The 22,742-nt window shown below is 46.5% G+C and carries 16 protein-coding genes, 1 pseudogene, 1 CRISPR repeat array and 1 riboswitch (1 of these 19 cut by a window edge); of the genes and pseudogenes, 12 read left to right on the top strand and 5 right to left on the bottom strand.

The annotated features are described in order from the left end of the window. Nucleotides 1-135: 135 nt before the first annotated feature. Entirely contained in the window at nt 136-996 is an 861-nt protein-coding gene (gene rpoH, locus R4537_RS06045) for an RNA polymerase sigma factor RpoH (RefSeq protein ID WP_071178030.1), read from the top strand. A gap of 213 nt (nt 997-1,209) precedes the next feature. Here the strand turns inward: rpoH and sthA are convergent, their stop codons facing one another. Continuing rightward, the gene (gene sthA / locus R4537_RS06050; protein WP_071178031.1) at nt 1,210-2,610 is read right to left on the bottom strand and encodes a Si-specific NAD(P)(+) transhydrogenase; all 1,401 of its coding nucleotides are present in this window, start codon (nt 2,608-2,610) and stop codon (nt 1,210-1,212) included. A 307-nt stretch (nt 2,611-2,917) separates the two neighbouring features. On the opposite strand from sthA, the gene fabR reads away from it, so the two are divergent. Then, nucleotides 2,918-3,559 (top strand): HTH-type transcriptional repressor FabR, encoded by a 642-nt coding sequence (gene fabR, locus R4537_RS06055; protein ID WP_000838356.1) that lies wholly within the window; start codon nt 2,918-2,920, stop codon nt 3,557-3,559. Nucleotides 3,560-3,595: 36 nt separating this feature from the next. Further along, on the top strand, nt 3,596-3,967 hold the full coding sequence (locus R4537_RS06060) for a YijD family membrane protein (RefSeq protein WP_071178032.1): 372 nt from the start codon (nt 3,596-3,598) through the stop codon (nt 3,965-3,967). Nucleotides 3,968-4,032: 65 nt separating this feature from the next. On the opposite strand, the pseudogene R4537_RS06065 reads toward R4537_RS06060, so the two are convergent. Beyond that, nucleotides 4,033-4,263 (bottom strand): annotated as a pseudogene (locus R4537_RS06065) (MetQ/NlpA family ABC transporter substrate-binding protein); the annotation flags it as partial. A gap of 128 nt (nt 4,264-4,391) precedes the next feature. On the opposite strand from R4537_RS06065, the gene R4537_RS06070 reads away from it, so the two are divergent. From R4537_RS06070 to cas6f, 7 genes are all read left to right on the top strand, one after another. Next, nucleotides 4,392-5,243, top strand: coding sequence for a BrxR family transcriptional regulator (locus tag R4537_RS06070; RefSeq protein WP_479688292.1), 852 nt, complete (start codon nt 4,392-4,394; stop codon nt 5,241-5,243). Between the two features lie 114 nt (nt 5,244-5,357). After that, nucleotides 5,358-6,359 carry a type I-F CRISPR-associated endonuclease Cas1f gene (gene cas1f / locus R4537_RS06075; RefSeq protein WP_071178035.1) on the top strand — a complete coding sequence of 334 codons (1,002 nt, stop codon included), beginning with the start codon at nt 5,358-5,360 and terminating at the stop codon, nt 6,357-6,359. After that, nucleotides 6,356-9,730, top strand: a complete 3,375-nt coding sequence (gene cas3f, locus R4537_RS06080; RefSeq protein ID WP_071178036.1) for a type I-F CRISPR-associated helicase Cas3f — start codon at nt 6,356-6,358, stop codon at nt 9,728-9,730. Before cas1f ends, cas3f begins: the two co-directional genes overlap by 4 nt. Next, nucleotides 9,730-11,007, top strand: a complete 1,278-nt coding sequence (gene csy1, locus R4537_RS06085) for a type I-F CRISPR-associated protein Csy1 (RefSeq protein ID WP_071178037.1) — start codon at nt 9,730-9,732, stop codon at nt 11,005-11,007. Before cas3f ends, csy1 begins: the two co-directional genes overlap by 1 nt. After that, complete coding sequence (csy2, locus tag R4537_RS06090; RefSeq protein WP_055035775.1) at nt 11,004-11,891, top strand: type I-F CRISPR-associated protein Csy2; 888 nt, start codon at nt 11,004-11,006, stop codon at nt 11,889-11,891. The genes csy1 and csy2 overlap by 4 nt, the downstream gene beginning before the upstream one ends. Before the next feature lie 11 nt (nt 11,892-11,902). Then, complete coding sequence (csy3, locus tag R4537_RS06095; protein ID WP_071178038.1) at nt 11,903-12,934, top strand: type I-F CRISPR-associated protein Csy3; 1,032 nt, start codon at nt 11,903-11,905, stop codon at nt 12,932-12,934. A gap of 9 nt (nt 12,935-12,943) precedes the next feature. Continuing rightward, nucleotides 12,944-13,582 (top strand): type I-F CRISPR-associated endoribonuclease Cas6/Csy4, encoded by a 639-nt coding sequence (cas6f, locus tag R4537_RS06100; protein ID WP_071178039.1) that lies wholly within the window; start codon nt 12,944-12,946, stop codon nt 13,580-13,582. A 155-nt stretch (nt 13,583-13,737) separates the two neighbouring features. Further along, nucleotides 13,738-16,285: a CRISPR direct-repeat array (repeat unit 28 nt; unit sequence GTTCACTGCCGTACAGGCAGCTTAGAAA). Nucleotides 16,286-16,444: 159 nt separating this feature from the next. Here cas6f and trmA read toward each other — a convergent pair. Continuing rightward, nucleotides 16,445-17,554: a tRNA (uridine(54)-C5)-methyltransferase TrmA gene (trmA, locus tag R4537_RS06105; RefSeq protein ID WP_071178040.1), complete on the bottom strand. Its 1,110-nt coding sequence runs from the start codon at nt 17,552-17,554 to the stop codon at nt 16,445-16,447. 150 nt (nt 17,555-17,704) lie between these two features. Further along, nucleotides 17,705-17,907, top strand: a riboswitch (cobalamin riboswitch). Between the two features lie 44 nt (nt 17,908-17,951). Between trmA and R4537_RS06110 the strand changes: the two genes are divergently transcribed. Continuing rightward, nucleotides 17,952-19,793: a TonB-dependent receptor domain-containing protein gene (locus R4537_RS06110; RefSeq protein WP_071178041.1), complete on the top strand. Its 1,842-nt coding sequence runs from the start codon at nt 17,952-17,954 to the stop codon at nt 19,791-19,793. Nucleotides 19,794-19,842: 49 nt separating this feature from the next. Here the strand turns inward: R4537_RS06110 and R4537_RS06115 are convergent, their stop codons facing one another. Then, complete coding sequence (locus R4537_RS06115) at nt 19,843-21,450, bottom strand: S8 family peptidase (RefSeq protein ID WP_071178042.1); 1,608 nt, start codon at nt 21,448-21,450, stop codon at nt 19,843-19,845. Between the two features lie 392 nt (nt 21,451-21,842). On the opposite strand from R4537_RS06115, the gene murI reads away from it, so the two are divergent. After that, nucleotides 21,843-22,640 (top strand): glutamate racemase, encoded by a 798-nt coding sequence (gene murI / locus R4537_RS06120; protein WP_002045944.1) that lies wholly within the window; start codon nt 21,843-21,845, stop codon nt 22,638-22,640. Here the strand turns inward: murI and R4537_RS06125 are convergent. Next, nucleotides 22,606-22,742: the 3' end of an RNA recognition motif domain-containing protein gene (locus tag R4537_RS06125; RefSeq protein ID WP_071178043.1), read on the bottom strand. It continues 322 nt past the right edge of the window; 137 of the gene's 459 nt are visible here — the last part of the coding sequence; its start codon lies off the right edge, out of view; the stop codon is at nt 22,606-22,608. The genes murI and R4537_RS06125 overlap by 35 nt on opposite strands.

The following is a 22,742-nucleotide window of genomic DNA, read 5'->3' on the forward strand; positions in this document are numbered from 1 at the left end:
CGTGAGGCAGAGCGCGACTTGAGTTGCCCTTTTGTTTATGCATAATGGCTAATCAAACTTGAAACCTGTTCATTTTAGGTTCAAGCTTGCAGCGGTAAAATTACGTATCCAGATCAGAGAATGATGAGGAATTGAATGACTAACCAAGCGTATCCAATGGCTCTTGTTTCCCAAGACAGCTTAGATAGCTACATCCGTTCAGTAAACGGTTACCCGATGCTGAGTGCTGATGAAGAGCGTGAGCTGGCAGAGCGATTACATTACAAAGGGGATATCGATGCTGCGAAAGGTTTAATCTTGTCGCACCTACGATTTGTTGTTCACGTTGCTCGTGGTTATTCCGGTTATGGCCTGCCTATGGCGGACTTGGTACAAGAAGGTAATATCGGCCTAATGAAAGCGGTGAAGCGCTTCAACCCAGAAATTGGTGTAAGACTGGTTTCATTTGCCGTGCATTGGATCAAGGCTGAAATTCATGAATACGTCCTACGCAACTGGCGTATTGTGAAAATCGCCACCACCAAAGCACAGCGCAAACTGTTCTTTAATCTGCGTAAATCGAAAAAACGCCTTGGCTGGTTTAATAACAGCGAAGTGGAAACGGTGGCGCGCGAGTTGGGTGTTGAACCTTCTGAAGTGCGTGAAATGGAATCTCGTCTGGCAGCCCAAGATGCTGCGTTTGAGATGTCCGCCGAGGATGACGAAAACGGCATGGCTTACACTGCGCCTGTGCTGTATCTCGAAGATAAGCACTCTGACTTAGCCGATAACCTAGAAGCTGAAAACTGGGAAGCGCATACCACACAGCGTCTTAGCATGGCGCTGGCGAGTCTTGATGAGCGTAGTCAGCACATAGTGCGTGCTCGTTGGTTGGATGATGACAATAAAACCACACTGCAAGACTTGGCAGAAATGTACGGTGTTTCTGCTGAGCGTATTCGTCAGCTTGAGAAAAACGCCATGCGTAAGTTGAAAGAAGCGGTGGGCGAGTTCTGATTTCACCTCGCGTAACCGCTTGATAAGAAAAGGTCTGGTTAATACCAGACCTTTTTTGTCTTTATCTCATATCCCTTTCCTTCTTGAAGCTGCAGCGGTGTTGGCTACGTTCGTTCACCCCAATCACATAGTGTATCTATGCTCATGGGGATGAACGCACTTGCCGCCTACCTGCAAACTCCAAGTAGTTTGGGTATAAAACACTCTAGCGTATTAAAACAGTCGGTTAAGACCATTTAAGGCTGCAACACGGAAGGCTTCGGCCATCGTCGGGTAGTTAAAAGTGGTATTCACGAAATACTCAATGGTATTAGCTTCCCCTTTTTGTTCCATGATCGCTTGGCCGATATGAATGATTTCTGCTGCTCGTTCACCAAAGCAGTGAATACCTAAAATCTCTTTGGTTTCACGATGGAACAGGATTTTTAAGCTGCCGATGTCTTTGCCTGCAATTTGCGCGCGCGCCAAATGTTTGAAAGAAGCGCGTCCCACTTCATAAGGCACTTTAGCCGCCGTCAGTTCTTGCTCGGTACGACCAACGGAGCTGATCTCCGGGATGGTATAAATACCGGTTGGGATATCTTCAGTCAGCAAATGTGCCGCTTGGCCATGAATGATGGCTTGCGCGACAAACCGACCTTGGTCATAAGCGGCGCTGGCAAGGCTTGGGTAACCAATCACATCACCCACGGCATAAATGTGTTCCACTTGAGTCTGGTAATTGGCGTTGACGACTAACTGGCCCCGCGAATCGGCTTGTAAGCCCACCGAATCTAAATTGAGCTTATCAGTATTACCGGTGCGCCCGTTGGCGTACAACAAGCAGTCGGCGCGCATTTTTTTGCCCGATTTAAGATGGACGATCACCCCATCGTGGGTACCTTCCACCTTGTCGTAGGTTTCATCATTGCGGATCACCACACCACTGTTCCAGAAGTGGTAAGAGAGCGCATCAGAGACTTCATTATCCAGAAATGACAGTAAGCGATCACGGGTGTTGATCAGATCCGTTTTGACATCCAAGCCGCGGAAGATAGAGGCGTATTCACAACCAATCACCCCTGCGCCGTAAATAATGATATGGCGAGGATCATGTTCGAGATTCAGAATCGAGTCGCTGTCATAAATACGCGGGTGACCAAAATCGACATCTTTCGGATGGTAGGGGCGTGAACCGGTGGCGATAACAAATTTATCGGCACTGTAGGTGTCGATGCTGCCATCGGCTTTTTTGACCGCTACGGTGTGAGCATCAATAAAGTGCGCGGCGCCAAAAATCAGCGTGCATTGATTACGGTCGTAAAAGCCTTGGCGTAGGCGTGTTTGTTTATCGATCACGCTTTTGGCGTGACTTAAAATGGTAGAAAAAGTAGCGTGAATGCTGGAGTTGTTTTTGCAAAACAGCGGGTTGCTATTGAACTCAATAATTCGGCTCACCGCGTGACGTAGAGCTTTCGACGGGATGGTGCCCCAGTGAGTACAACCACCGCCAACACTGCTCTCTTTTTCTATGATCGCGACATTCTTTCCCCCTTTGGTCAGCCCCATGGCTGCCCCTTCTCCGCCCGGACCGCTACCGATCACAATGACGTCAAAGTGGTTTTTCTGTCCCATAGTGAATCCTTGTTATATTTGCTTAACATTGCTGTTGCGAGATTTTAACGCATTCCCTTACGTGGAAACATGCTGCAAGGTGCAGAGAGTGGAGGGGATCACGCCTTCATTGCAAAACAGGTGCTCAACCTTGCTTGATTCCAATCGCTTTTGATTACATTGAGTTAGCATCAGCACCATTATTATCTGGTATCCGGTTGCGAAAATGGTTGCTGTCTCATACTGACGAGCTTTGTTACTTAGACAAGCTAACCAATCAGGTTATAGTATGAACCAAATTTTTTGACTTAGCTGAGAACTGACAGGAATGAAATCGTTGGGAATCCGAGCACAACAAAAAGAAAAGACGCGCCGCTCTTTAATTGATGCTGCGTTTAGCCAACTGAGCGCTGATCGAAGTTTCTCGAACCTGAGTTTACGTGAAGTTGCCCGAGAAGCGGGCATTGCACCAACCTCGTTTTATCGTCACTTTAAAGACATGGATGAACTGGGTTTAACTATGGTCGATGAGGGTGGGTTGTTATTACGTCAGTTGATGCGCCAAGCCCGCCAGCGTATTGCCAAAGAGGGCAGCGTGATCCGCACTTCAGTGGAAACCTTTATGGAGTTCATCGAGAGCAGCCCAAACGTATTTCGTTTGTTGCTGCGTGAACGTTCGGGCACTTCCTGTGAGTTTCGTGCCGCAGTCGTACGTGAAATCCAACATTTCGCTGCGGAACTGACCGAATATTTGGTTGCCACCGGAGTGACGCGTGAAGAGGCGATCACTCAAGCAGAAGCGTCGGTCATCTTAGTGTTTAGTTCTGGTGCTGAAGCCTTAGATCTTGATGGTCGTGAGCGAGATGAACTTGCAGAGCGCTTGATCATGCAACTGCGCATGTTAGCCAAAGGGGCGCAATGGTATCGTAAAGAGCGTGAGCGTAATCGCCTAAAAGGCACCTTGGAATAAGCACAAACGCTAATAAAAAGTAAAAGGAACAACAAAATGCCGATAGAAGAAAACGTGCAGCCCGCGCGTTCGGAACGTAAAACTTTAATCTTGGCACTGGTGGCGGGGATGTGTAGTGATGCTTTGCTTTCATGGCTCACTATGAGCTCAGTCCCATTTTCTCTGTTTGCTTTGATAGCTTTAGTGCTCTCAGCTCAAATGCTTTATCAAGAGTATTTGGCTCATCCTGTGGCGGAAGAGGTGCCATTAGTCGGTCTGGCATGTTTCTTCGTCGGGGCTTTTGGTCACTCAGCTTTTATCAAAGCACAATACCCGCAAGAAGGGTCAAACTTTTTCTCCATCGTCATAGTACTGCTCTTGATCTTTTGGATTGGGCGTAAGCTCGGTTACATCGGTAAGCCACGCTAAACCAAAAACGAGCCATCTGGCTCGTTTTTGGTTGTAGAAGTTGGATGCTTACGCTCACCACCCATTTAAAACGCGGGCTCGATAGTGCCATTAAAGTTTGTGGCTAAGTAATCTCGAATGGCTTTTGACTGGTAGATTTCAACAAACTTTCTATAGTCAGGGTTATCTTTGTTTTCCGCTTTGGTTGCGATAACCATGACTGCCAGTGCAGCATCTTTAGGTTCTAGATAAATGGCCTTCTCTTGGGGATTTAGCCCTGAAGACATCACGTAGTTCATGGTAATCGCAGCGGCATCTCTGTTGCGCTGCTTTGATTTGGCAGCGCTAGCGCTTTGGCCACCTGCGACCGATGTTCCTCGTGTAATGTCGAAATTATCACGAATACATCTTATTGATTATGCTACGTTATGCCCATTGTTAAACAATGGGCATATACAGCTTGACCATACATACTCTTCAAGAACGGCATCGGTTTTTAGAAATGCTTGCCTTGTGGCAAGGCTATGTTCGCAACAAAGATCTGGTCGATCAGTTTTCGATTACCCGCCAACAAGCCTATCAGGATATCCGAGCCTACCAAGAGCAACATCCTGAACGGTTAAAGAAGATGGTGACTGGCCCTTATCAATTTAGCGCGCAATATCTCTTTGAAGCCCCCAAACACTCGCTTGAGCATTATTTGCAATGGTTCAGTACGGGTCAGTTTTATGCGCCTCAGTCATCATTCAATGCCGCGCTGGGTGAGCACTGCTCCGTTCCACAGCGTTATGTTGCACCACAGGTGATTGCAGTGCTAACGGCAGCGATTCGTCAGCAAAAACGCCTTGAGCTTGGCTATGTGTCACTGTCCAATCCCGAATGGGAAGGGCGAATTTTCCACCCCCATACCTTGGTTAAAACGGGTTTGCGTTGGCATGTTCGTGGCTACTGTGAAAAATCGCAGGACTATCGTGATTTAGTCTTAAGCCGCTGCCGTGGTGATGCAGAATTACTCGATACTTCAGATCACACTAAAGAGGACGATCTGGTTTGGAATACGCAGGTGGATTTAATTTTCGCCCCTGATCCACGCTTAAATGACGAGCAAAAAGAAGTCATCGCCCACGATTACCAAATGGAAAACGGACAACTGCGTATAACCACACGTGCCGCATTGGTTGATTACCTACTCAAAGAGATGCAAGTCAAAACCCACTATCTCGAAGGCACGCCAGAAGCCCAGCAGCTGATTTTGGTTAACCCACGTGACATCAAACCTTGGTTATTTGAACGTTAAAACTCAGCCAAGCCATGCTTAGGTAAAGTCACTTTACCTGAATAAATGCGCAGGATTGAGCTTTGGTAACAATCACATAAAGTGGATGCATAACCGTGAAGCATGGAGCAAGTTATGGACGATCTCTCACCCTCTGATCTTAAAGTCATCCTGCACTCAAAGCGCGCCAATATGTATTACTTGGAATATTGCCGCGTGATGCAAAAAGATGGCCGCGTGCTCTACTTGACCGAAGCCTGCTCAAATAAAGGGCAAGAAAACCTCTACTTCAATATTCCGATTGCCAACACCACCGTACTCATGCTCGGCAACGGTACTTCAATTACTCAAGCCGCCATGCGCATGCTCTCACAGGCTGGCGTATTGGTTGGATTTTGTGGCGGCGGCGGTACGCCACTGCACATGGCTTGCGAGGTCGAATGGTTCACGCCTCAGAGCGAATACCGCCCGACAGAATACTTACAAGGCTGGCTCTCATTCTGGTTTGATGATGAAAAGCGCTTGGCCGCCGCCAAACAATTTCAAAACGCACGGATTGATTACTTGCAGCGCGTTTGGCGATCAGACCGAGAGTTAACGCTTGAGAAATTTAATCTACAAGATGAAGTAATAAAGCAATCCCTTGATACCTTCCACCAACGCACTGAAGCCGCGAGTAAACCAGCCGATCTGCTGCTCACTGAAGCGCAGCTGACCAAAGCCTTATACAAATACGCTGCCAATAACACAGGCAAAGAAGGCTTTACGCGTCAGCATCAGCCGGATAAAAAATGCACCGACAAAGCCAACGATTTTCTCAATCACGGCAACTATTTAGCCTACGGGCTTGCGGCAAGCTGCCTGTGGGTGCTTGGTATTCCGCACGGCTTTGCGGTCATGCATGGCAAAACCCGCCGAGGCGCTTTGGTATTTGATGTCGCGGACTTAATCAAAGATGCGATTGTGCTGCCTTGGGCCTTTGTTTGCGCCAAAGAGAACGCCAGCGAACAAGAGTTTCGCCAACAAATTTTGCAAGCCTTCATCGAACACAAAGCGCTCGACTTCATGTTCGACACAGTGAAACACGTCGCACTGCCAGGTAAAGAGGAAGAAGAGCGCGAGGCACACCAATTATGATGGTCACCTTTGTGAGTCAATGCGAGAAAAACGCCCTCAAGAAAACCCGCCGTGTACTGGATGCCTTCGCCAACCGCATTGGTGATAACACCTGGCAAACCCTTATCACCGAAGAAGGGCTACTCACGGTGAAAAAAATGCTTCGCCAAACCGCCAGCCGTAGTACCGCAGTCAGTTGCCACTGGATCCGCTCCCGTTCGCGCAGCCAGTTTTTGTGGGTGGTAGGTAACAAGAAGAAATTTAATGCAGAAGGATATGTGCCAGTAAACAGTACAGAGAAAGACCTGTTGAACAGTGAATTTGAAAATGATTGGAAATATTTACCCCTGATTAAAGCGATAACCGGAATGGCCGCTTTGCTGCACGATTGGGGTAAAGCCTCTTTACTTTTTCAGGAAAAGTTAAATCCAGAAATTAAAACCAAGCACAAAGGTGACCCGCTACGCCATGAGTGGATATCTTGTTTGCTTTTTCAACAATGGATTTCCAATCAAACACATGAACGTCTTGATGAGGTTTGGCTAAATTCATTGATTGATAAAGGCATTGATGAAACTTGCTTTAACACCAACGTTTTACAAAAAGAGAAAGCACTTGCCGAATTGCCGACAGCGGCGGCTTTGATCGCTTGGCTGATCGTTTCTCATCACCGCCTGCCTCTACCCAAAGAGAAAGACTTGTGTGATAGACAACGAGAAGCTGATAACTCGTCGTTGGCGGATTTACTTGCCAGAATTACCCCAGCATGGGGTTATGAAAACCGCTTTGATGAGTACAACGCGCTGCTGCCGAAATGTTTTGAATTTCCGTTAGGTCTGCTCTCTAATTCCTCGATTTGGCTTGCCGAACTTAAACGTCGTGCCAAGGATCTATTGCATCATCTACCTTTACTCGATCAGGCAATCAATGATGGTAGTTGGCGAGGGATTCTACACCATGCTCGTTTGTGCTTGATGCTAGGTGACCACTATTACTCTTCACAGCCTAATGATCATCAATGGAAAACCTCGATAGAGCTGTACGCTAACACCGATCCCAGCACCAAAGCACGTAAACAAAAGCTGGATGAGCACTTAGTGAATGTTGCTAAAGTCGCGGTGACCACAGTGAAGTTACTGCCGTTTTTTGAAACCGAACCGCTCAAAGCCACCGAGCTTGGCGAGCTTGCACCTAAGGCCAACACGCCCAAAGCATTCCGTTGGCAAGACAAAGCGGTACGCAAAATCAATGAGTGGCGTGAACACACGGAAGATAAAAGCCAAGGTTATTTTGTAGTGAATATGGCCAGTACCGGCTGTGGCAAAACCATCGCCAACGCCAAAATTATGCAGGCGTTATCTGAAGAGGGTGAAAGCCTACGATTTATCTTGGCACTTGGTTTGCGCACACTCACTTTGCAAACCGGAGACGAATATAAGGAAAGGCTCAAACTGCAAGAGAGCGATTTAGCAGTGCTGATTGGCTCTAAAGCCATTTCTGAGTTGCATAAATCGGGTAAGGCGGTTGAAAAAGACGACATTGAACCTGAACAAGCTGACGCTGGTTCTGAGTCTTTGGAGAGTCTTCAAGATGAAAACGATGTTCTGGATTGGCAAGGTGTGCTGCCTGAAGAAGAGCTCACGACCGTTTTAACCAAAGAAAAAGACCGAAAACTTCTGTATGCGCCAGTACTGGTATGCACCATCGACCACATCATGGCCGCGACCGAAACCAAGCGTGGTGGACGCTATATTCTGCCCTGTTTACGTTTAATGTCATCCGACTTGGTGATTGATGAAATTGACGACTTTACCGGTGATGATCTGATTGCGATTGGCCGATTAGTGCATCTGGCAGCCATGCTGGGGCGCAAAGTGATGATTTCCTCTGCCACCATACCGCCGGATTTAGCATTGGGTTTATACAATGCCTATCGTCAAGGATGGACAGTCTTTGCCGCCAGCCGTGATCGAGTCAGCACTGTTAATTGTGTTTATGTCGATGAATTTAGCGCTGATGTTCAGATGGTGGGCTGCAATGATTCGGACTTAGCTGCCTATCAGGAGTTCCAGCAACGCTTTGTGTCTAAACGCGTGGATAAGCTAAAACAGCAGGTCGCGAAGAGAAAAGCCAATATCATTCAATGTATTAAACAGAATGATCAACCGCTAGAAATACAGTATTTCGAGACAGTGAAGCAAGCGGTTTTGGCTAAACACCAGCACCACAACACGTTAGAACCAGAAAGCCAAACCAGGGTGTCGTTCGGTGTGGTTCGGGTTGCCAATATTCAACCTTGTGTCGAATTAACCCAATATCTACTCAGCTGTGATTGGCCTGCCGATACCGAAGTGCGCTGCATGGCTTATCACAGTCAGCAAGTGATGTTACTGCGTCATGCGCAAGAAAAGCATTTGGATGAAGTACTCAAGCGCAAAGAGAAAACGGGAGAATTACCCGAAGCGTTTGCTCATCCCGTTATTCGTGATCACCTAACCGCTTGCCAAGCAAAAAACCTGATTTTTATTTTGGTTGCCACCCCAGTTGAAGAAGTGGGACGTGATCATGACTTTGACTGGGCGGTGATTGAACCCTCATCTTTTCGTTCGATTATTCAAATGGCAGGTCGGGTGCGCAGGCATCGCGATGGCGAGATTAAAGAGCCCAATATTGGCTTGTTGCAATACAACGTCAAAGGCTTCAGGGGCGGCGCTGAGCGAGTATTTAATCATCCCGGTTATGAAACAGACAGCGCCACCCAGCTCGCCACTCATGATTTATCTGAGTTGGTGGATGAAACGTCGCTGCTGCAAGCGGTTAATGCCATTGTCCGTATTCAAAAGCGAGCAGTGCTAGAACCGCGCAACAACTTAGCGGATTTAGAGCACTTTGCCACCGCGAAAACCCTTGGTAACGAGCATATTGGCAAACCACAGCAAGTCAATATCAGCCGTCAGGAGAGATACAGCCGTAATCGTCGCAACAGTGCGTCGCAGTCATGTTGGCACGAGCATCTGCATGGTCATATTCACGGCTACTGGTGGCTTACCGCACTGCCGCAATACTTCAAACGCTTTCGTAAAAGTGAACCCACAGTACAAATTTACTTAGTTAAAAAAGCGCGCAGCATTGAGTTTTGTTTGCGTGAAGAGCAGGGCGGTTTACACCCGATTGAACGCACCTTGAATATTGAACACCTGCCGCTTCCACCAATGCAGCAACAGAATCTTTGGCTACAACGTGATTATATCGAGTTAGTCAGTGTATACAGTCCAAGCCCTGAGCAGGAGTTTGCCACCTCAGTGCGCTATGGCGAAATCAGTTTTGTCTACCGTGAAGGTAATCAGCAATACAGCTACAACGACCAACTAGGCTTGGTTAAGGTTAAATAATGGAGGGGAGTCGCGTGTTAGATCCAGCAATTGCCGCCTTTTTTGCGGAGCGTAAAGAAGCATGGCTAAAGAAAAACATCAGTGCAGCAATGTCTGATACAGAAGTATTGGAAAAACAACAGGAGTGTGAACAAAACTTTCTATTAGACAATTGGTTGCCTGATGCGGCCAAAAGGGCGGGGCAAATTGCAGTGGCTTCGCATCCTTGTACCTTTAGTCATCCGAGTGCGCGGAAAAACAAAAATGGCTATGTATCGTCCATTATTGCCAAGAACAAACCAAGAATAGATGGTTTTCTTCGCTCTGGTAATGTGAGCGTTGAGCCAGATGCACTCGGTAACGCAGCGGCATTAGATGTATACAAGTTTCTCAGCTTAGAGATGAGCGACCAGCGTTCTTTATTGGTGCATATTGAGCAAGAAAGCGAGTTAGCAAGGCAATTGCTTGATATACCAAGTTGTGAATATCAGGCGCTACGCGATGGCTTTTTAAAAATGGTTGATAGCGATCAGGCGTCTGTTTCCAGCTCGAAAATTAAGCAAGTTTATTTCCCGATAGCCGATGGGGAATATCATTTATTGTCGTTATTAACCCATTCCGGCCATCTTTTTGAATTACGTAAACGTCTAGATGCACTTCGATTTGGTGATGCGGTAAAAGAGGCAAGAGAGTGCAAAAAAACGAATCACTTTCACCCCGCGGGTTACCAAGAGATCTTTGGTCTCACCACGATTGGGTTTGGCGGCACAAAACCGCAAAATATCAGCGTGCTCAATAACCAAAACGCAGGTAAAGCACATTTACTAGCCTCTATTCCACCGGAGTTAACATCTCGCGATATCCGGCTGCCGAAAACGGATTTTTTCAAAGAGAGTTTTACCGCTAGGCAAGCCAAAGAGGTGCTTGAAGCGCTGCACCGACTTTTTCTCACCGACTACAACAACATTAATATTCGTGATGGACGTGACTACCGCATTCAGCAATACGTTGATTTAGTGATTGAAAAAATGTGGCAAGTACGTCTTTTTCTTGAAGCGTATTCCGGTGAATTATCGAGTGCGTTGCCGTTGGAGCAAAAAATTTGGCTCTATCCAGAGTTTGCTGAGCAGCGTCAGCAAGAGGATGAGTGGCTCGATAAAATCATTCGCCACATTGCGCGAGGCTTAATCAACCATTACAGCCGCAGCAAAGTGATCACTAATCCCGTCACATTGGCAGACCAAGAGCTGCTGGCGATTGAAAAGGTGGTGGCCAGCAATAAGGAGAACTTGCGATGAATGTATTGATTCTTCCGCACCTAAAAATTCATAACGCCAATGCACTTTCAAGCCCATTTACCATTGGCTTTCCGGCCATGACGGCATGGCTAGGCTTTATGCATGCTTTAGAGCGCAAGCTCAGCCAAGCAGGATTATCTGATCTCATGCTGCATAGTGCTGCGGTGGTGAGCCACCGGTGTGATGTTCAGACTCATAAAGGCGAAGGTGACTTTGTTCATTCAATTATCGGTACGGCTAATCCACTCGATAAGGATGGTTCACGCTCGGCATTTATCGAGGAAGCACGCTGTCATTTGGATGTCTCCCTTGTCATTGAGTGGAGTGGCAATGAGGAGCAAGTTCAACAGCCAGAGTTTACCCTGCAGTTGCAAGCAGTGATCGCGACGATGAAAGTGGCAGGCGGTGACGTTCTTTCCTTTGGGAAGCCCTCAGTTAAATCGGTGATTACGCAAGAGGATACTGCCCAAGTCCTACGCCAATTAATGCCAGGCTATGTGCTGATCGAACGCCGCGATTTAATGATTGACGCCATGCAGCAAGGTGATGACGCAATAGATGCGCTGCTGGGTTACCTCACCGTAGACCACCATTGTGAGCAGCTTGAAGACCAAAGTGTTGCTTGGCATAGCCAGCGCAAGACGAGCGGCTGGATTGTGCCAATTGCCACAGGGTTTCAAGGTATTTCACCATTAGGTGAGGCTAAAAATCAGCGCGATCCATCAGTGCCGCATCGCTTTGCTGAAAGTGTGGTCACGCTAGGCGAATTTGTCATGGCGCACAAAATCAAACATCTCGATGACATCCTTTGGCAATACCACCCGGATTTAGAAAACGATCTTTACCTTTGTCAGCAAGTTAACGCTATCAACGAACATCAATAAGGAACAACCTCATGGCTAAAAATAACGACATCGCATCAGTACTCGCATTTGAAAAAAAACTAGTCCCATCGGATGGCTACCTCTTTGGATGTCAGTGGGAAACCAAAGAGCAAGCAACCCCATTAACCCTGCAAGAGAAATCAGTACGTGGCACTATCTCCAACCGTTTAAAAGCCGCAGTACAAAATGATCCCGCTAAGCTTAATGCGGAAGTTGAAAAAGCAAACTTGCAGCGAGTGGATGCCTGTGCGTTGGGGCAGGATCACGATACTTTGAAGCTACATTTCACACTCAAAGTATTAGGGGGACTTGCCCAACCTTCGGCGTGTAACAATGCGCTGTTCAAACAGAGCTACAGTGCTGCGGTTTCGCAGTACATTACCAAATATGGCTGTTTCGAATTGGCGAAACGTTATGCCACCAACCTTGCCAATGCCCGTTTTCTATGGCGCAACCGCGTTGGCGCAGAAGAGATTGAAGTGCAAGTCAAAGCATTAAACAAAGGGGCTGAGCAGACTTGGACTTTTAATGCCAAACAATTCAGTACTCGACACTTCGATCATAATGATCCACAGATCAATAGTTTGGCCGATAGAATTGCTCAGGCACTGGCAAGCGAAACGGACCATTTGATGCTGCAAATTGACTGCTACGCGAAGGTGGGTAAAGCCCAAGAAGTTTACCCAAGTGAAGAGTTAGTGCTCGATAAGGGCAACAGCAAAACCAAGAAAAGTAAAATCCTGTATGCGGTTAATGAGCATGCTGCGATGCATTCACAAAAAATTGGTAACGCACTGCGTTCCATTGATACTTGGTACCCAGATTACGCATCTGAGGAGCAAAGTGCAGGAGCCATTGCGATTGAACCCTATGGCGCTGTCACCAATTTAGGAAAGGCGTTCCGCACCCCGAAAGATAAGCAAGATTTTTACACTTTCTTTGATAAATGGGCGCGTGGTGAAAGTTTGCCCCGTGAAGAAGATGAGCATTACGTCATGGCGGTATTGGTGCGTGGTGGTGTATTTGGCGAAAGTGACAAATAGGTGGCAGTAATGAACTACTACCAAGAGATCACGTTATTGCCAGATGCCGACATTGCCTTGGGCTTTCTTTGGCAAAACGTCTTTCAACAAGTGCACATTGCTTTGGTGGAGCACAAAGTGGGTAGCAATCAATCTCTGGTTGCGGTCGGTTTTCCTGATTATCGCCAAGCGCAATTTCCGCTTGGCAGTAAGTTGCGTCTCTTTGCAAAAGAGCAAGTAACACTGGAAAAGTTGGATATCCACCGCTGGCTAACTCGGCTAGAAGACTATGTGCACATCAAAGGGATCAAACCTGTACCAAACGATGTGACTTACGTAAGCTTTGTACGCAAGCAGGTGAAATCGCCCGAACGAATAGAGCGGGATATGCAGCAAAAAGCCGCACTATGGGCTGCAAAATCCGGCAAACCGCTGGTGGAATGTTTAGCGGATTTGCAACAAAGCAAGCCGACAGCGTTGTGCACCTTGCCCTTTATTTACTTGCATAGCCAGCAAACCAAGCTGCGAACCCCAGAAAAAAACAGCAAGTTCCCGCTGTTTATTCAGATGCAGCAGCAAAGCACATCACAAGATGGGAGCTTTGATTGCTATGGCTTGAGTAGCAAAGCGAATGGACAGTCAATATCGGCGACCGTACCGCACTTTTAAATTGAACGAAAAAGGGTAATTTTTACCCTTTATTTTTGCTCTTTAAAAATGTGCTGTTAAAACAAATAGTTGCAACGGGTTGTTTTTAACAAGGTAAAAAGAAGATTTTTATCCTAACATCCTGTTGCAGCTTATTTTTATCGGTTTATTCTATTGTTCACTGCCGTACAGGCAGCTTAGAAATCCAGTTGGGATAGTAGTTGTTTGGCTTCATGGTTCACTGCCGTACAGGCAGCTTAGAAATAACGAAAGAGCAGTGGGACATTCTTGAGCCAGTTCACTGCCGTACAGGCAGCTTAGAAAGCAACGCTGCATTGCATGAATTGGGATATTGAGTTCACTGCCGTACAGGCAGCTTAGAAAGCCGCAATCGCTAATGGTGCAGAGTTGCAAATGTTCACTGCCGTACAGGCAGCTTAGAAATTAGAGAATCTGTTACAGACATTGATGGGAACATTCACTGCCGTACAGGCAGCTTAGAAATGTCTGACCGTTTCTTCGTTGATTTCCTTCCCGTTCACTGCCGTACAGGCAGCTTAGAAAACCCAGCTTAATAAAAAATATCTCTTTAAATAGTTCACTGCCGTACAGGCAGCTTAGAAATTGCCAAAAAAGTCGCTCATTTTCATTTCATTGTTCACTGCCGTACAGGCAGCTTAGAAAAGCAGCATTCATCGACAGGGCTAACCGTAAAAGTTCACTGCCGTACAGGCAGCTTAGAAACTGCATTGACGCAAGATACTCATTGCGGAACTGTTCACTGCCGTACAGGCAGCTTAGAAAAGACGCTGGTTAGGCGCAAAGAAAACCCGTTCGTTCACTGCCGTACAGGCAGCTTAGAAATTCAATGTAAATGGAACAATCATTATTCATCCGTTCACTGCCGTACAGGCAGCTTAGAAAGATAAAATCCAGACCTTGCTATTCATTCTAAAGTTCACTGCCGTACAGGCAGCTTAGAAAATATCTAAGCCGCGCTTACTAAACTTCTTGTGGTTCACTGCCGTACAGGCAGCTTAGAAAGCAATAAAAAGATAGTTAAAATCACCCATCACGTTCACTGCCGTACAGGCAGCTTAGAAAAATCACCGCCATGCAATACGCGTCTGTCGCTAGTTCACTGCCGTACAGGCAGCTTAGAAAGTTCCAAGTGGTGAGTTAGATGTCACCATACCGTTCACTGCCGTACAGGCAGCTTAGAAAAGCAGAGAAGTTTTTCTTGAACAAGCATGAATGTTCACTGCCGTACAGGCAGCTTAGAAAAATCGTGCAAAGGTTGGTCGCGCCAGCAACCCGTTCACTGCCGTACAGGCAGCTTAGAAAATAAGTCCTCCTGTTGTGCAGCTAAATATAACGTTCACTGCCGTACAGGCAGCTTAGAAATCAGCATCTGCTTGAGATCCCCGGTGCTATCCGTTCACTGCCGTACAGGCAGCTTAGAAAACTAAAAGAAACCACAGATACCAAAACCAAGCGTTCACTGCCGTACAGGCAGCTTAGAAATAGCGTGAAAAAACTGTTAGGGCTGCCTGAGTGTTCACTGCCGTACAGGCAGCTTAGAAACGACGCAACTTGTCCAGCACCACCCACAACCCGTTCACTGCCGTACAGGCAGCTTAGAAAAGCAACCATTGCTTTCTGGGTCTTCTCGATCTGTTCACTGCCGTACAGGCAGCTTAGAAAGTTTTATTTTTGCGATGAACCCGAACTTTGATGTTCACTGCCGTACAGGCAGCTTAGAAAATAGAGAGGAAGCTGAGCAAAATCAACACCGGGTTCACTGCCGTACAGGCAGCTTAGAAATAGCAAGCCAGCACAACCCCGCTCTCAGGCTCGTTCACTGCCGTACAGGCAGCTTAGAAAACTTAGACTCTAATCGGACACCTTTACTGGTAGTTCACTGCCGTACAGGCAGCTTAGAAAAAGCCAGAGCAGAATCACGCCTAACCCCATGCGTTCACTGCCGTACAGGCAGCTTAGAAATACATGGCCTGATTGCCTTGATAAGCCGCATCGTTCACTGCCGTACAGGCAGCTTAGAAAAACGGTAAACCGCGGCGGCAAAATCAAGCTGTGTTCACTGCCGTACAGGCAGCTTAGAAAATTTAAAGCCGATTGCAAAGCCCATGATTAATGTTCACTGCCGTACAGGCAGCTTAGAAAAAACTTCGCAGCACTGGAAAAGCAAGTTATCGGTTCACTGCCGTACAGGCAGCTTAGAAAATTCCATCTGGAGCTTGCGAAGACCATTGATCGTTCACTGCCGTACAGGCAGCTTAGAAATGTTTTCTTACTTCCCATAATTACGGGTATTTGTTCACTGCCGTACAGGCAGCTTAGAAAGGAATAACACCCGAAAACGGCGTTTTATACGCGTTCACTGCCGTACAGGCAGCTTAGAAAAATTGACGTTCTCGATCGCTGCACGTCAGTTCGTTCACTGCCGCACAGGCAGCTTAGAAACGAAGAGATCAGCGCGACGAGAGCGATCTGGCGTTCACTGCCGCACAGGCAGCTTAGAAATTTAGGCTCAGGGGCTTTAGGGGGAGTAGAGCGTTCACTGCCGCACAGGCAGCTTAGAAATTCAGCTTATTGTAGATGCGCAGCAGCCTGCGGTTCACTGCCGCACAGGCAGCTTAGAAAACTGGATAACATCACCAAAGCTAAGATCATTGGTTCACTGCCGCACAGGCAGCTTAGAAATCTGCTTTCCCCATCATATGGGTTATCTATGTGATGGGGATTCGCTCGCTAGCGGTCTGCCTGTGAATCCAAGTGGTATGTGTCTGGTACGCAAGGTTTTTCTGTACCCCAAGCTGTGCCCAGAGCGATTGGTTTATAAAGGAAATCCTGTTGGTCTCCTTATTTAATGCGCTCTAGCATCACACCTGCTTCCATATGGTGGGTGTAAGGAAATTGGTCGAAGAGGGCAAAGCGCACCACTTGATGGGTTTCCCCTAGGACTTGTAAGTTCTCTTGCAGCGTTTCTGGGTTACAAGAGATGTACAGAATGCGCTCATAACCTTGCACCATTTTACAGGTGTCGATATCCATGCCAGAGCGTGGTGGGTCGACAAAAATAGTGTTGCAACGGTAGCTTTGTAGATCAACTCCCGCATCCTTCAAGCGATTAAATTCGCGTTTGCCTTCCATCGCCTGAGTAAACTCTTCTGCCGACATGCGAATGATCTGCACGTTGTCGATCTGGTTCGCGGCAATATTAAATTGCGCAGCTTCTACAGAAGGTTTGGCTAATTCGGTTGCCAGTACACGCTCAAAGTTTTGCGCTAACGCGAGTGAGAAGTTGCCGTTACCACAATACAGTTCAAGCAAATCCCCCTTGCTCTCTTGAGTGCAATCGACCGCCCACTCCAACATTTTTTCGGCGACCTTCGCGTTAGGTTGGGTAAAACTGTTTTCGACTTGCTTATACACATAAGGTTGGCCGTTGACCTGTAATTTCTCCACCACGTAATCACGATCCAGCACTACTTTCATTTTGCGCGCACGGCCGATTAAATTCAGGTTGAAGCCTTCATCGTTTAGGCGCTGTTTGAGTGCTTGCGCCGCAGTGATCCATTCTTCGCTGAGCTGTCGATGGTACAGCAGTGAAACCAAAATCTCGCCACTGAGGGTTGAGAGGAAATCAACCTGAAACAGTTTATGGCGCAGAATGGGGCTGCCCTTCATCGCATCCATCAGCAGTGGCATCAAATCATTGATTAGGCGACTCGCGGCCGGAAATTGATCTACGCGGTACTTTTCGCGCGTCTCTTGATTAAACATGATGTAGTACATGTCATCGCCTTCATGCCAAATCCGAAATTCAGCACGCATACGATAATTCGCCACTGGCGACTCAAACACTTCCAGCTCAGGCATGGAGTAATCAACAAACATCGCTTTTAAACGGGCGATTTTGTCTGCCAATTGAGCTTGGTAGAGTTCTGGGTTTACATCAAGAGTCGCCATTGGGATACCTTTTTATGGGCTATTACAGAAAGAGCGCAGATTTTATTCAATCTCGGCCGCTTGTCCAGTTTTGCCCAAATATTGATTGGGATATTCAGTGTAAAGCCTAGCGGATCGGAATCTGTACTGGACAATTTTTCATTCACTCAATACTATCAGCGCCAAGCTGGTGCTATTTAGATGCCTGGATGGCTAAAAATGGCTGAAAAGGGAATCCGGTGTAAATCCGGAACTGACGCGCAGCGGTAAGAGAGAACGAACGCTCAAACGACACTGCTTTTCGAGTGGGAAGTCGAGCCAGTAGGCCAATAATGCTCTCAAGTCCGAAGACCTGCCAGCAACTGAGTAACGCAGTGGTATTGCACTCAGTAGGATTCACGCGATTTAGGACAACATAATGCAAAAATCAGCACTGGCGATCGCTCTAGCATCGCTGCTTACCCCTATCTCTTATTTACACGCCAACGAAACTCAAAGTACCGATACCGTCGTTGTGACGGCGAATCGTTTTGAGCAAGCAGAATCTACGGTCTTAGCATCTATGAGTGTGGTGACTAAAGCTGATATCGAAAAGCTCAATGTAACCTCAGCTCTAGATGTTTTGAAAACCTTGCCGGGAGTAGAAGTGAATACTCAGGGGGGGAAAGGTCAAGTCAGTAGTATCTTTTTACGTGGTACGTCATCAAAGCACACGTTAGTGTTAGTTGATGGAGTAAAGATTAACTCTGCGACAGCTGGAGGAGCATCGTTAGGTTTAATTCCAGCATTTGCGATTGAACAGATAGAAGTTGTTCGTGGCCCAAGGGCTGCGATTTATGGTTCAGATGCTATTGGGGGGGTTATTTATATCAAAACTGTTCCTAATAATGTTGAAACCAAACACGACGCTAATTTAGGTTATGGCAACGAGGATCATTCGTTATTGGCGTGGCGATCCGCAGGACAAATTAATGATTCGACACAGGCTTCTTTTGTATTTTCCGATGAGAAGAGCGATGGCTACCGAGTAAATGAGGTTGCACCAACTGATGAAAGCCATGGCTTTCAATCACAAACTTTATTTGGTTCTCTTCGTCATGACATCAATGATGCTTGGTTTATACAGTTTAATGGTTATCAACTGAGCTCCGATGTGGAGTATGCAAATCAGTTTTCAGGCGTGAAGAATGAAAGCAATACCGATTTTTATAGTGTCGCTGGGGCACTAAACTTTCATAAAGATAACTACGTTTCTCAAGTTATGGTATCGCGTAGCGACAATGAGTCGTGGGACGGTGTTGAGACTGGTACGGTAGCCAAGACAGCCCTTGTCTCCAGCCGAAACTCAGTATCTTGGCTGAATCATTGGACTGTTATACCTACATTAAACTTAGCCGTGGGCATCGATTATGATCAAGAGCATGCTCGACAAGGTGGATCTAATAGCAGCAATTACAGTAAAACAGAGAAAGATAATAAAGCTGCATACGTCACAGCACAGGTTTCAAAGAATATCATCACTGCAGAAGCTAGTGTTCGCTACGATGACGACAGCGCATTTGGCGATCACACCACTTGGAATTTAGGTTTTGGAGTTGCTCCATCTGAGTACGTTGAGTTTGTTGCTTCGACAGGTACGGGTTTCAAAGCTCCGACATTTAACGATCTTTATTGGCCGAGTTCGGGGAATCCAAACCTAAAGCCTGAAATTTCTAAGTCATCAGAGATTGGTATTCGCAGTTATTTACCCTTTGTACAAATTGAGATCTCTGCATATCGTAATGAAATTGAGGATATGATCGATTGGGCCCCAACCGGAGCTGGTGGAGCTTGGATCCCTTCTAATATTGCTAATGCGAGAGTTGAAGGTATCGAAATTGAAGCTTTGTTTGAAACGGGTTTTATTGCTCATCGTGTATCTGCGGGATGGAAAGATCCACGAGACACCTCGGACGATAGTCTTTTGATTCGCAGAGCGAGAGAGAATTTCAGTTGGGTATCTACATACGCAGTAGAACGTTTTAACCTTTCTGCCTCTGCTAGTTACGTAGGTGATCGTAAAGACAGCACGGGTAAAATAATGGATGCCTATACAGTCTTAGATCTCAGCGCTAACTACAAGTTAACGGAAGCACTAACCCTTGGAACGCGGGTCGGTAATGTTTTCGACAAACAGTATCAAACAGCGCATAGCTCATCTGGTAAATATTACTTGGGTGAAGGCCGTAACTGGTTTGCTACCGTAAACTATCGTTTTTAATTATTAAAACCGCCTTTTTAGAAAAGGCGGTTTTCTTACCTTAAATTAATTAGTAGCGAGCCACCAAACTGACATTGTTAAACTCAGTGGTGCCATAGAGTGTAATGAAGTGGCGACCTTCTCGGGTAGGCGTGAAGGTACAAGTTTCATTATTACCATTTCTAACAGAGCTACAATCAAAAGCAAAAGGCTCTGGCTCTCTACCTAAACGAACATAGAGATCAAGATTACCCGTACCTCCGTTGGTCTCGATACTCAAGCGACGACCAGCAGGCACATCAATATAGAATTTTTTCGATTCACCTTGCTTGCCACTGATGCCTGTAACCACTTTACCATTAGTCAGTTGGCTGTCAGGCTGCGGTTGTGGCTCTGGTTGCGGATTTGGCTCAGGATTCGGAGTGGTATTGTTATCGGTCAAACTATACAGCAGCTTATTAGTCGTGCCGCGCGTGTCGCTGACTTTACCTTTGGTTGAGCGGTCGCTAAGCAGCGTTTTGATTTGATTCGGAGAGAGGTTCTTATTCTCTTGTAAGTACAAGGCTGCGACACCAGCTACATGGGGTGACGCCATAGACGTACCACTCATAGTCGTCGTGCCACCTTTATGCGACGCCGAAGTGACGTCAGATCCTGGTGCGAAGATCTGTACACAATTACCCCAGTTCGAGAAGTTAGAGCGACCATCATTATTGGTCGTTGAACCTACAGTGATGCCACTTGGTTCACGTGCAGGGGATACTTGGCAAGCATCTTTATTATCGTTACCAGCAGCAATGACCGCAGTGACTCCTCTTTGGACGAGTCGAGCGACTGCTTGATCCATCGCCTGAGATATCCCTCCCCCTAAACTCAAATTGGCAACAGAAGGGCCGGACGCGTTTTGAGCCACCCAGTCAATACCACGGGCGATCGCTTCAGTTGAACCACTACCATCACATCCCAGCACTCGCACACCAACTAAGTTAACGTTTTTAGCTACACCGTATTGAGCGCCCCCGATAGTGCCTGCCACATGTGTACCGTGGCCTTGGCAGTCACTGGCATCATTATCGTTATCGATAAAGTCATAGCCGGATTTTGCTCGTCCACCAAATTCAGGATGGTTGAAAGCAATACCGGTATCGATCACATAAGCGGTAACGCCACTACCATCATAGTTGTAGTTATAACTACGATTGAGCGGTAGATCGCGCTGATCGATGCGGTCGATTCCCCAGGTTACGTTATCTTGAGCCGCATTCGCTGATGCAGAGATGATCGGATTAACCGTAATAATTTGGTTTTGCTCGATATAGTCGACGTTAGGATCGGTACGAAGAGCTTGTAGTTGCTCAGCCGTTAGCTCTGCAGAAAAACCGCTTAACGCACTATCAAAAACATTTTTGATTTCGAGTGCATGCTTATTGGCTAATGCATTGACAGATCGTTGAGTAAATTGTTGGAAAGCTTGCAAATCATTACTCATGATTGTCGCTGGTTGTTTGAGTACAACAATGTATTGATTTTTAATGCCTTTCCCTGAAGCGGCTTTCATCAATGGTGCTAATTGTTGAGGAGATGATTTGCCAACAAGCTGATTGGGTTGGGCAAGTGCTGAGGTTGCTGCGACGGAAAACGTCGAAACAATGCATAAGCTTAAAAACTTTTTAAACATTATAAGTTTCCTTAAAAAGTGAATAAAAATGGTTGGGTCGTGGCTCACAACAATCATGTTGAGCACACCAATAACGATCTCATCCTTGGATGAAAAGAAGTTATTCATGAAAACTACTTATGTTTTCACATGGGGAGGTTAAGTCTAAATTGTTCGTTTTTTGTTCTTGTTCTGTAAGGTTAATGACAGGAAGTAAAAGTTCTTCTTATTGATACATATAGAATTTTTGCTCTAATGCCAATGTGATTCAGGATTAAGAATGGAAATGTTGGCAATGTGTCAAATAATGAATTTTGAATTAGATTTTTTAATGTTACATGTCTGGGGTGGATTGCCTAATGCAGCAGCGAGAGTATGATTTCTCCGTTTTTTCTAGTTAGGTTGTTGCACTCGTGTCATCTCAATCTTTTCCTCGTGTACTGATTTTCGATTCTGGTGTGGGTGGTCTTTCCGTATATCGAGAAATTGAAGCCCGCTTGCCGCAATTAAACTATATCTATCTGTTTGATAACGCCGCATATCCTTATGGTGAGCTGACCCAGGAAACACTGATCGCACGAGTTGATACCTTAGTTACACGAATGGTTGAACAAGAGCGAATCGATCTTGTGGTCATCGCTTGTAATACCGCGAGCACCATTGTGCTGCCCGTATTGCGCGCCAAACTTACGATACCTGTGGTCGGGGTTGTGCCTGCGATTAAACCCGCCTCCCTTATTGCTAGCAAGGCGATTGGGCTTATCGCGACGCCAGCCACAGTGAAACGGCAATATACGCAAGAGTTGATCCGTGACTTTTCCGCGAATAAAAATGTTGAACTACTGGGGTCTACACGTTTGGTCAATATGGCTGAGGAGAAATTACGGGGTAAGCCTCTCGATCTCGAAGAATTAGCAAGCATATTGCAACCCCTGAAAAACACGATCGATGTCGCCGTTTTAGGATGTACTCACTTTCCCCTTATTAAAGAAGAGATCCAGCAAGTGCTTGGAGAACAAGTGCAACTGATTGATTCTGGCTTGGCGATTGCGCGTAGGGTGCAGGAGTTGTTGGGGGTGGAAAAAGGAGTTGGTACAAACCAAAAGCATCAGATTTACGCCAGCGCACCGCCATGGGAGGAAAGTGCGCTGAACATAAATCTCGAACAGTTAGGTTTTAATCCTGTTCAGCCATTTCTTCATCCGATTTAGGATCATTCGCAATCCGAACCTTTAAGGTTCGCTGCATATATTCCTTTTCATTCAGAGCTTCAATAGCTGTTTGGGCTTGGCCTGCGGCTATCACGACGAATC

The organism is Vibrio paracholerae (assembly GCF_037672085.1).
Lineage (GTDB): Bacteria > Pseudomonadota > Gammaproteobacteria > Enterobacterales > Vibrionaceae > Vibrio > Vibrio cholerae.

What these genes read in the sequence shown, in the direction of transcription:
- rpoH (WP_071178030.1), top strand. Translation starts at nt 136, where the DNA reads ATGACTAACCAAGCGTATCCAATGGCTCTTGTTTCCCAAGACAGCTTA.
- sthA (WP_071178031.1), bottom strand. Translation starts at nt 2,610, where the DNA reads ATGGGACAGAAAAACCACTTTGACGTCATTGTGATCGGTAGCGGTCCG.
- fabR (WP_000838356.1), top strand. Translation starts at nt 2,918, where the DNA reads ATGAAATCGTTGGGAATCCGAGCACAACAAAAAGAAAAGACGCGCCGC.
- R4537_RS06060 (WP_071178032.1), top strand. Translation starts at nt 3,596, where the DNA reads ATGCCGATAGAAGAAAACGTGCAGCCCGCGCGTTCGGAACGTAAAACT.
- R4537_RS06070 (WP_479688292.1), top strand. Translation starts at nt 4,392, where the DNA reads ATGGGCATATACAGCTTGACCATACATACTCTTCAAGAACGGCATCGG.
- cas1f (WP_071178035.1), top strand. Translation starts at nt 5,358, where the DNA reads ATGGACGATCTCTCACCCTCTGATCTTAAAGTCATCCTGCACTCAAAG.
- cas3f (WP_071178036.1), top strand. Translation starts at nt 6,356, where the DNA reads ATGATGGTCACCTTTGTGAGTCAATGCGAGAAAAACGCCCTCAAGAAA.
- csy1 (WP_071178037.1), top strand. Translation starts at nt 9,730, where the DNA reads ATGGAGGGGAGTCGCGTGTTAGATCCAGCAATTGCCGCCTTTTTTGCG.
- csy2 (WP_055035775.1), top strand. Translation starts at nt 11,004, where the DNA reads ATGAATGTATTGATTCTTCCGCACCTAAAAATTCATAACGCCAATGCA.
- csy3 (WP_071178038.1), top strand. Translation starts at nt 11,903, where the DNA reads ATGGCTAAAAATAACGACATCGCATCAGTACTCGCATTTGAAAAAAAA.
- cas6f (WP_071178039.1), top strand. Translation starts at nt 12,944, where the DNA reads ATGAACTACTACCAAGAGATCACGTTATTGCCAGATGCCGACATTGCC.
- trmA (WP_071178040.1), bottom strand. Translation starts at nt 17,554, where the DNA reads ATGGCGACTCTTGATGTAAACCCAGAACTCTACCAAGCTCAATTGGCA.
- R4537_RS06110 (WP_071178041.1), top strand. Translation starts at nt 17,952, where the DNA reads ATGCAAAAATCAGCACTGGCGATCGCTCTAGCATCGCTGCTTACCCCT.
- R4537_RS06115 (WP_071178042.1), bottom strand. Translation starts at nt 21,450, where the DNA reads ATGTTTAAAAAGTTTTTAAGCTTATGCATTGTTTCGACGTTTTCCGTC.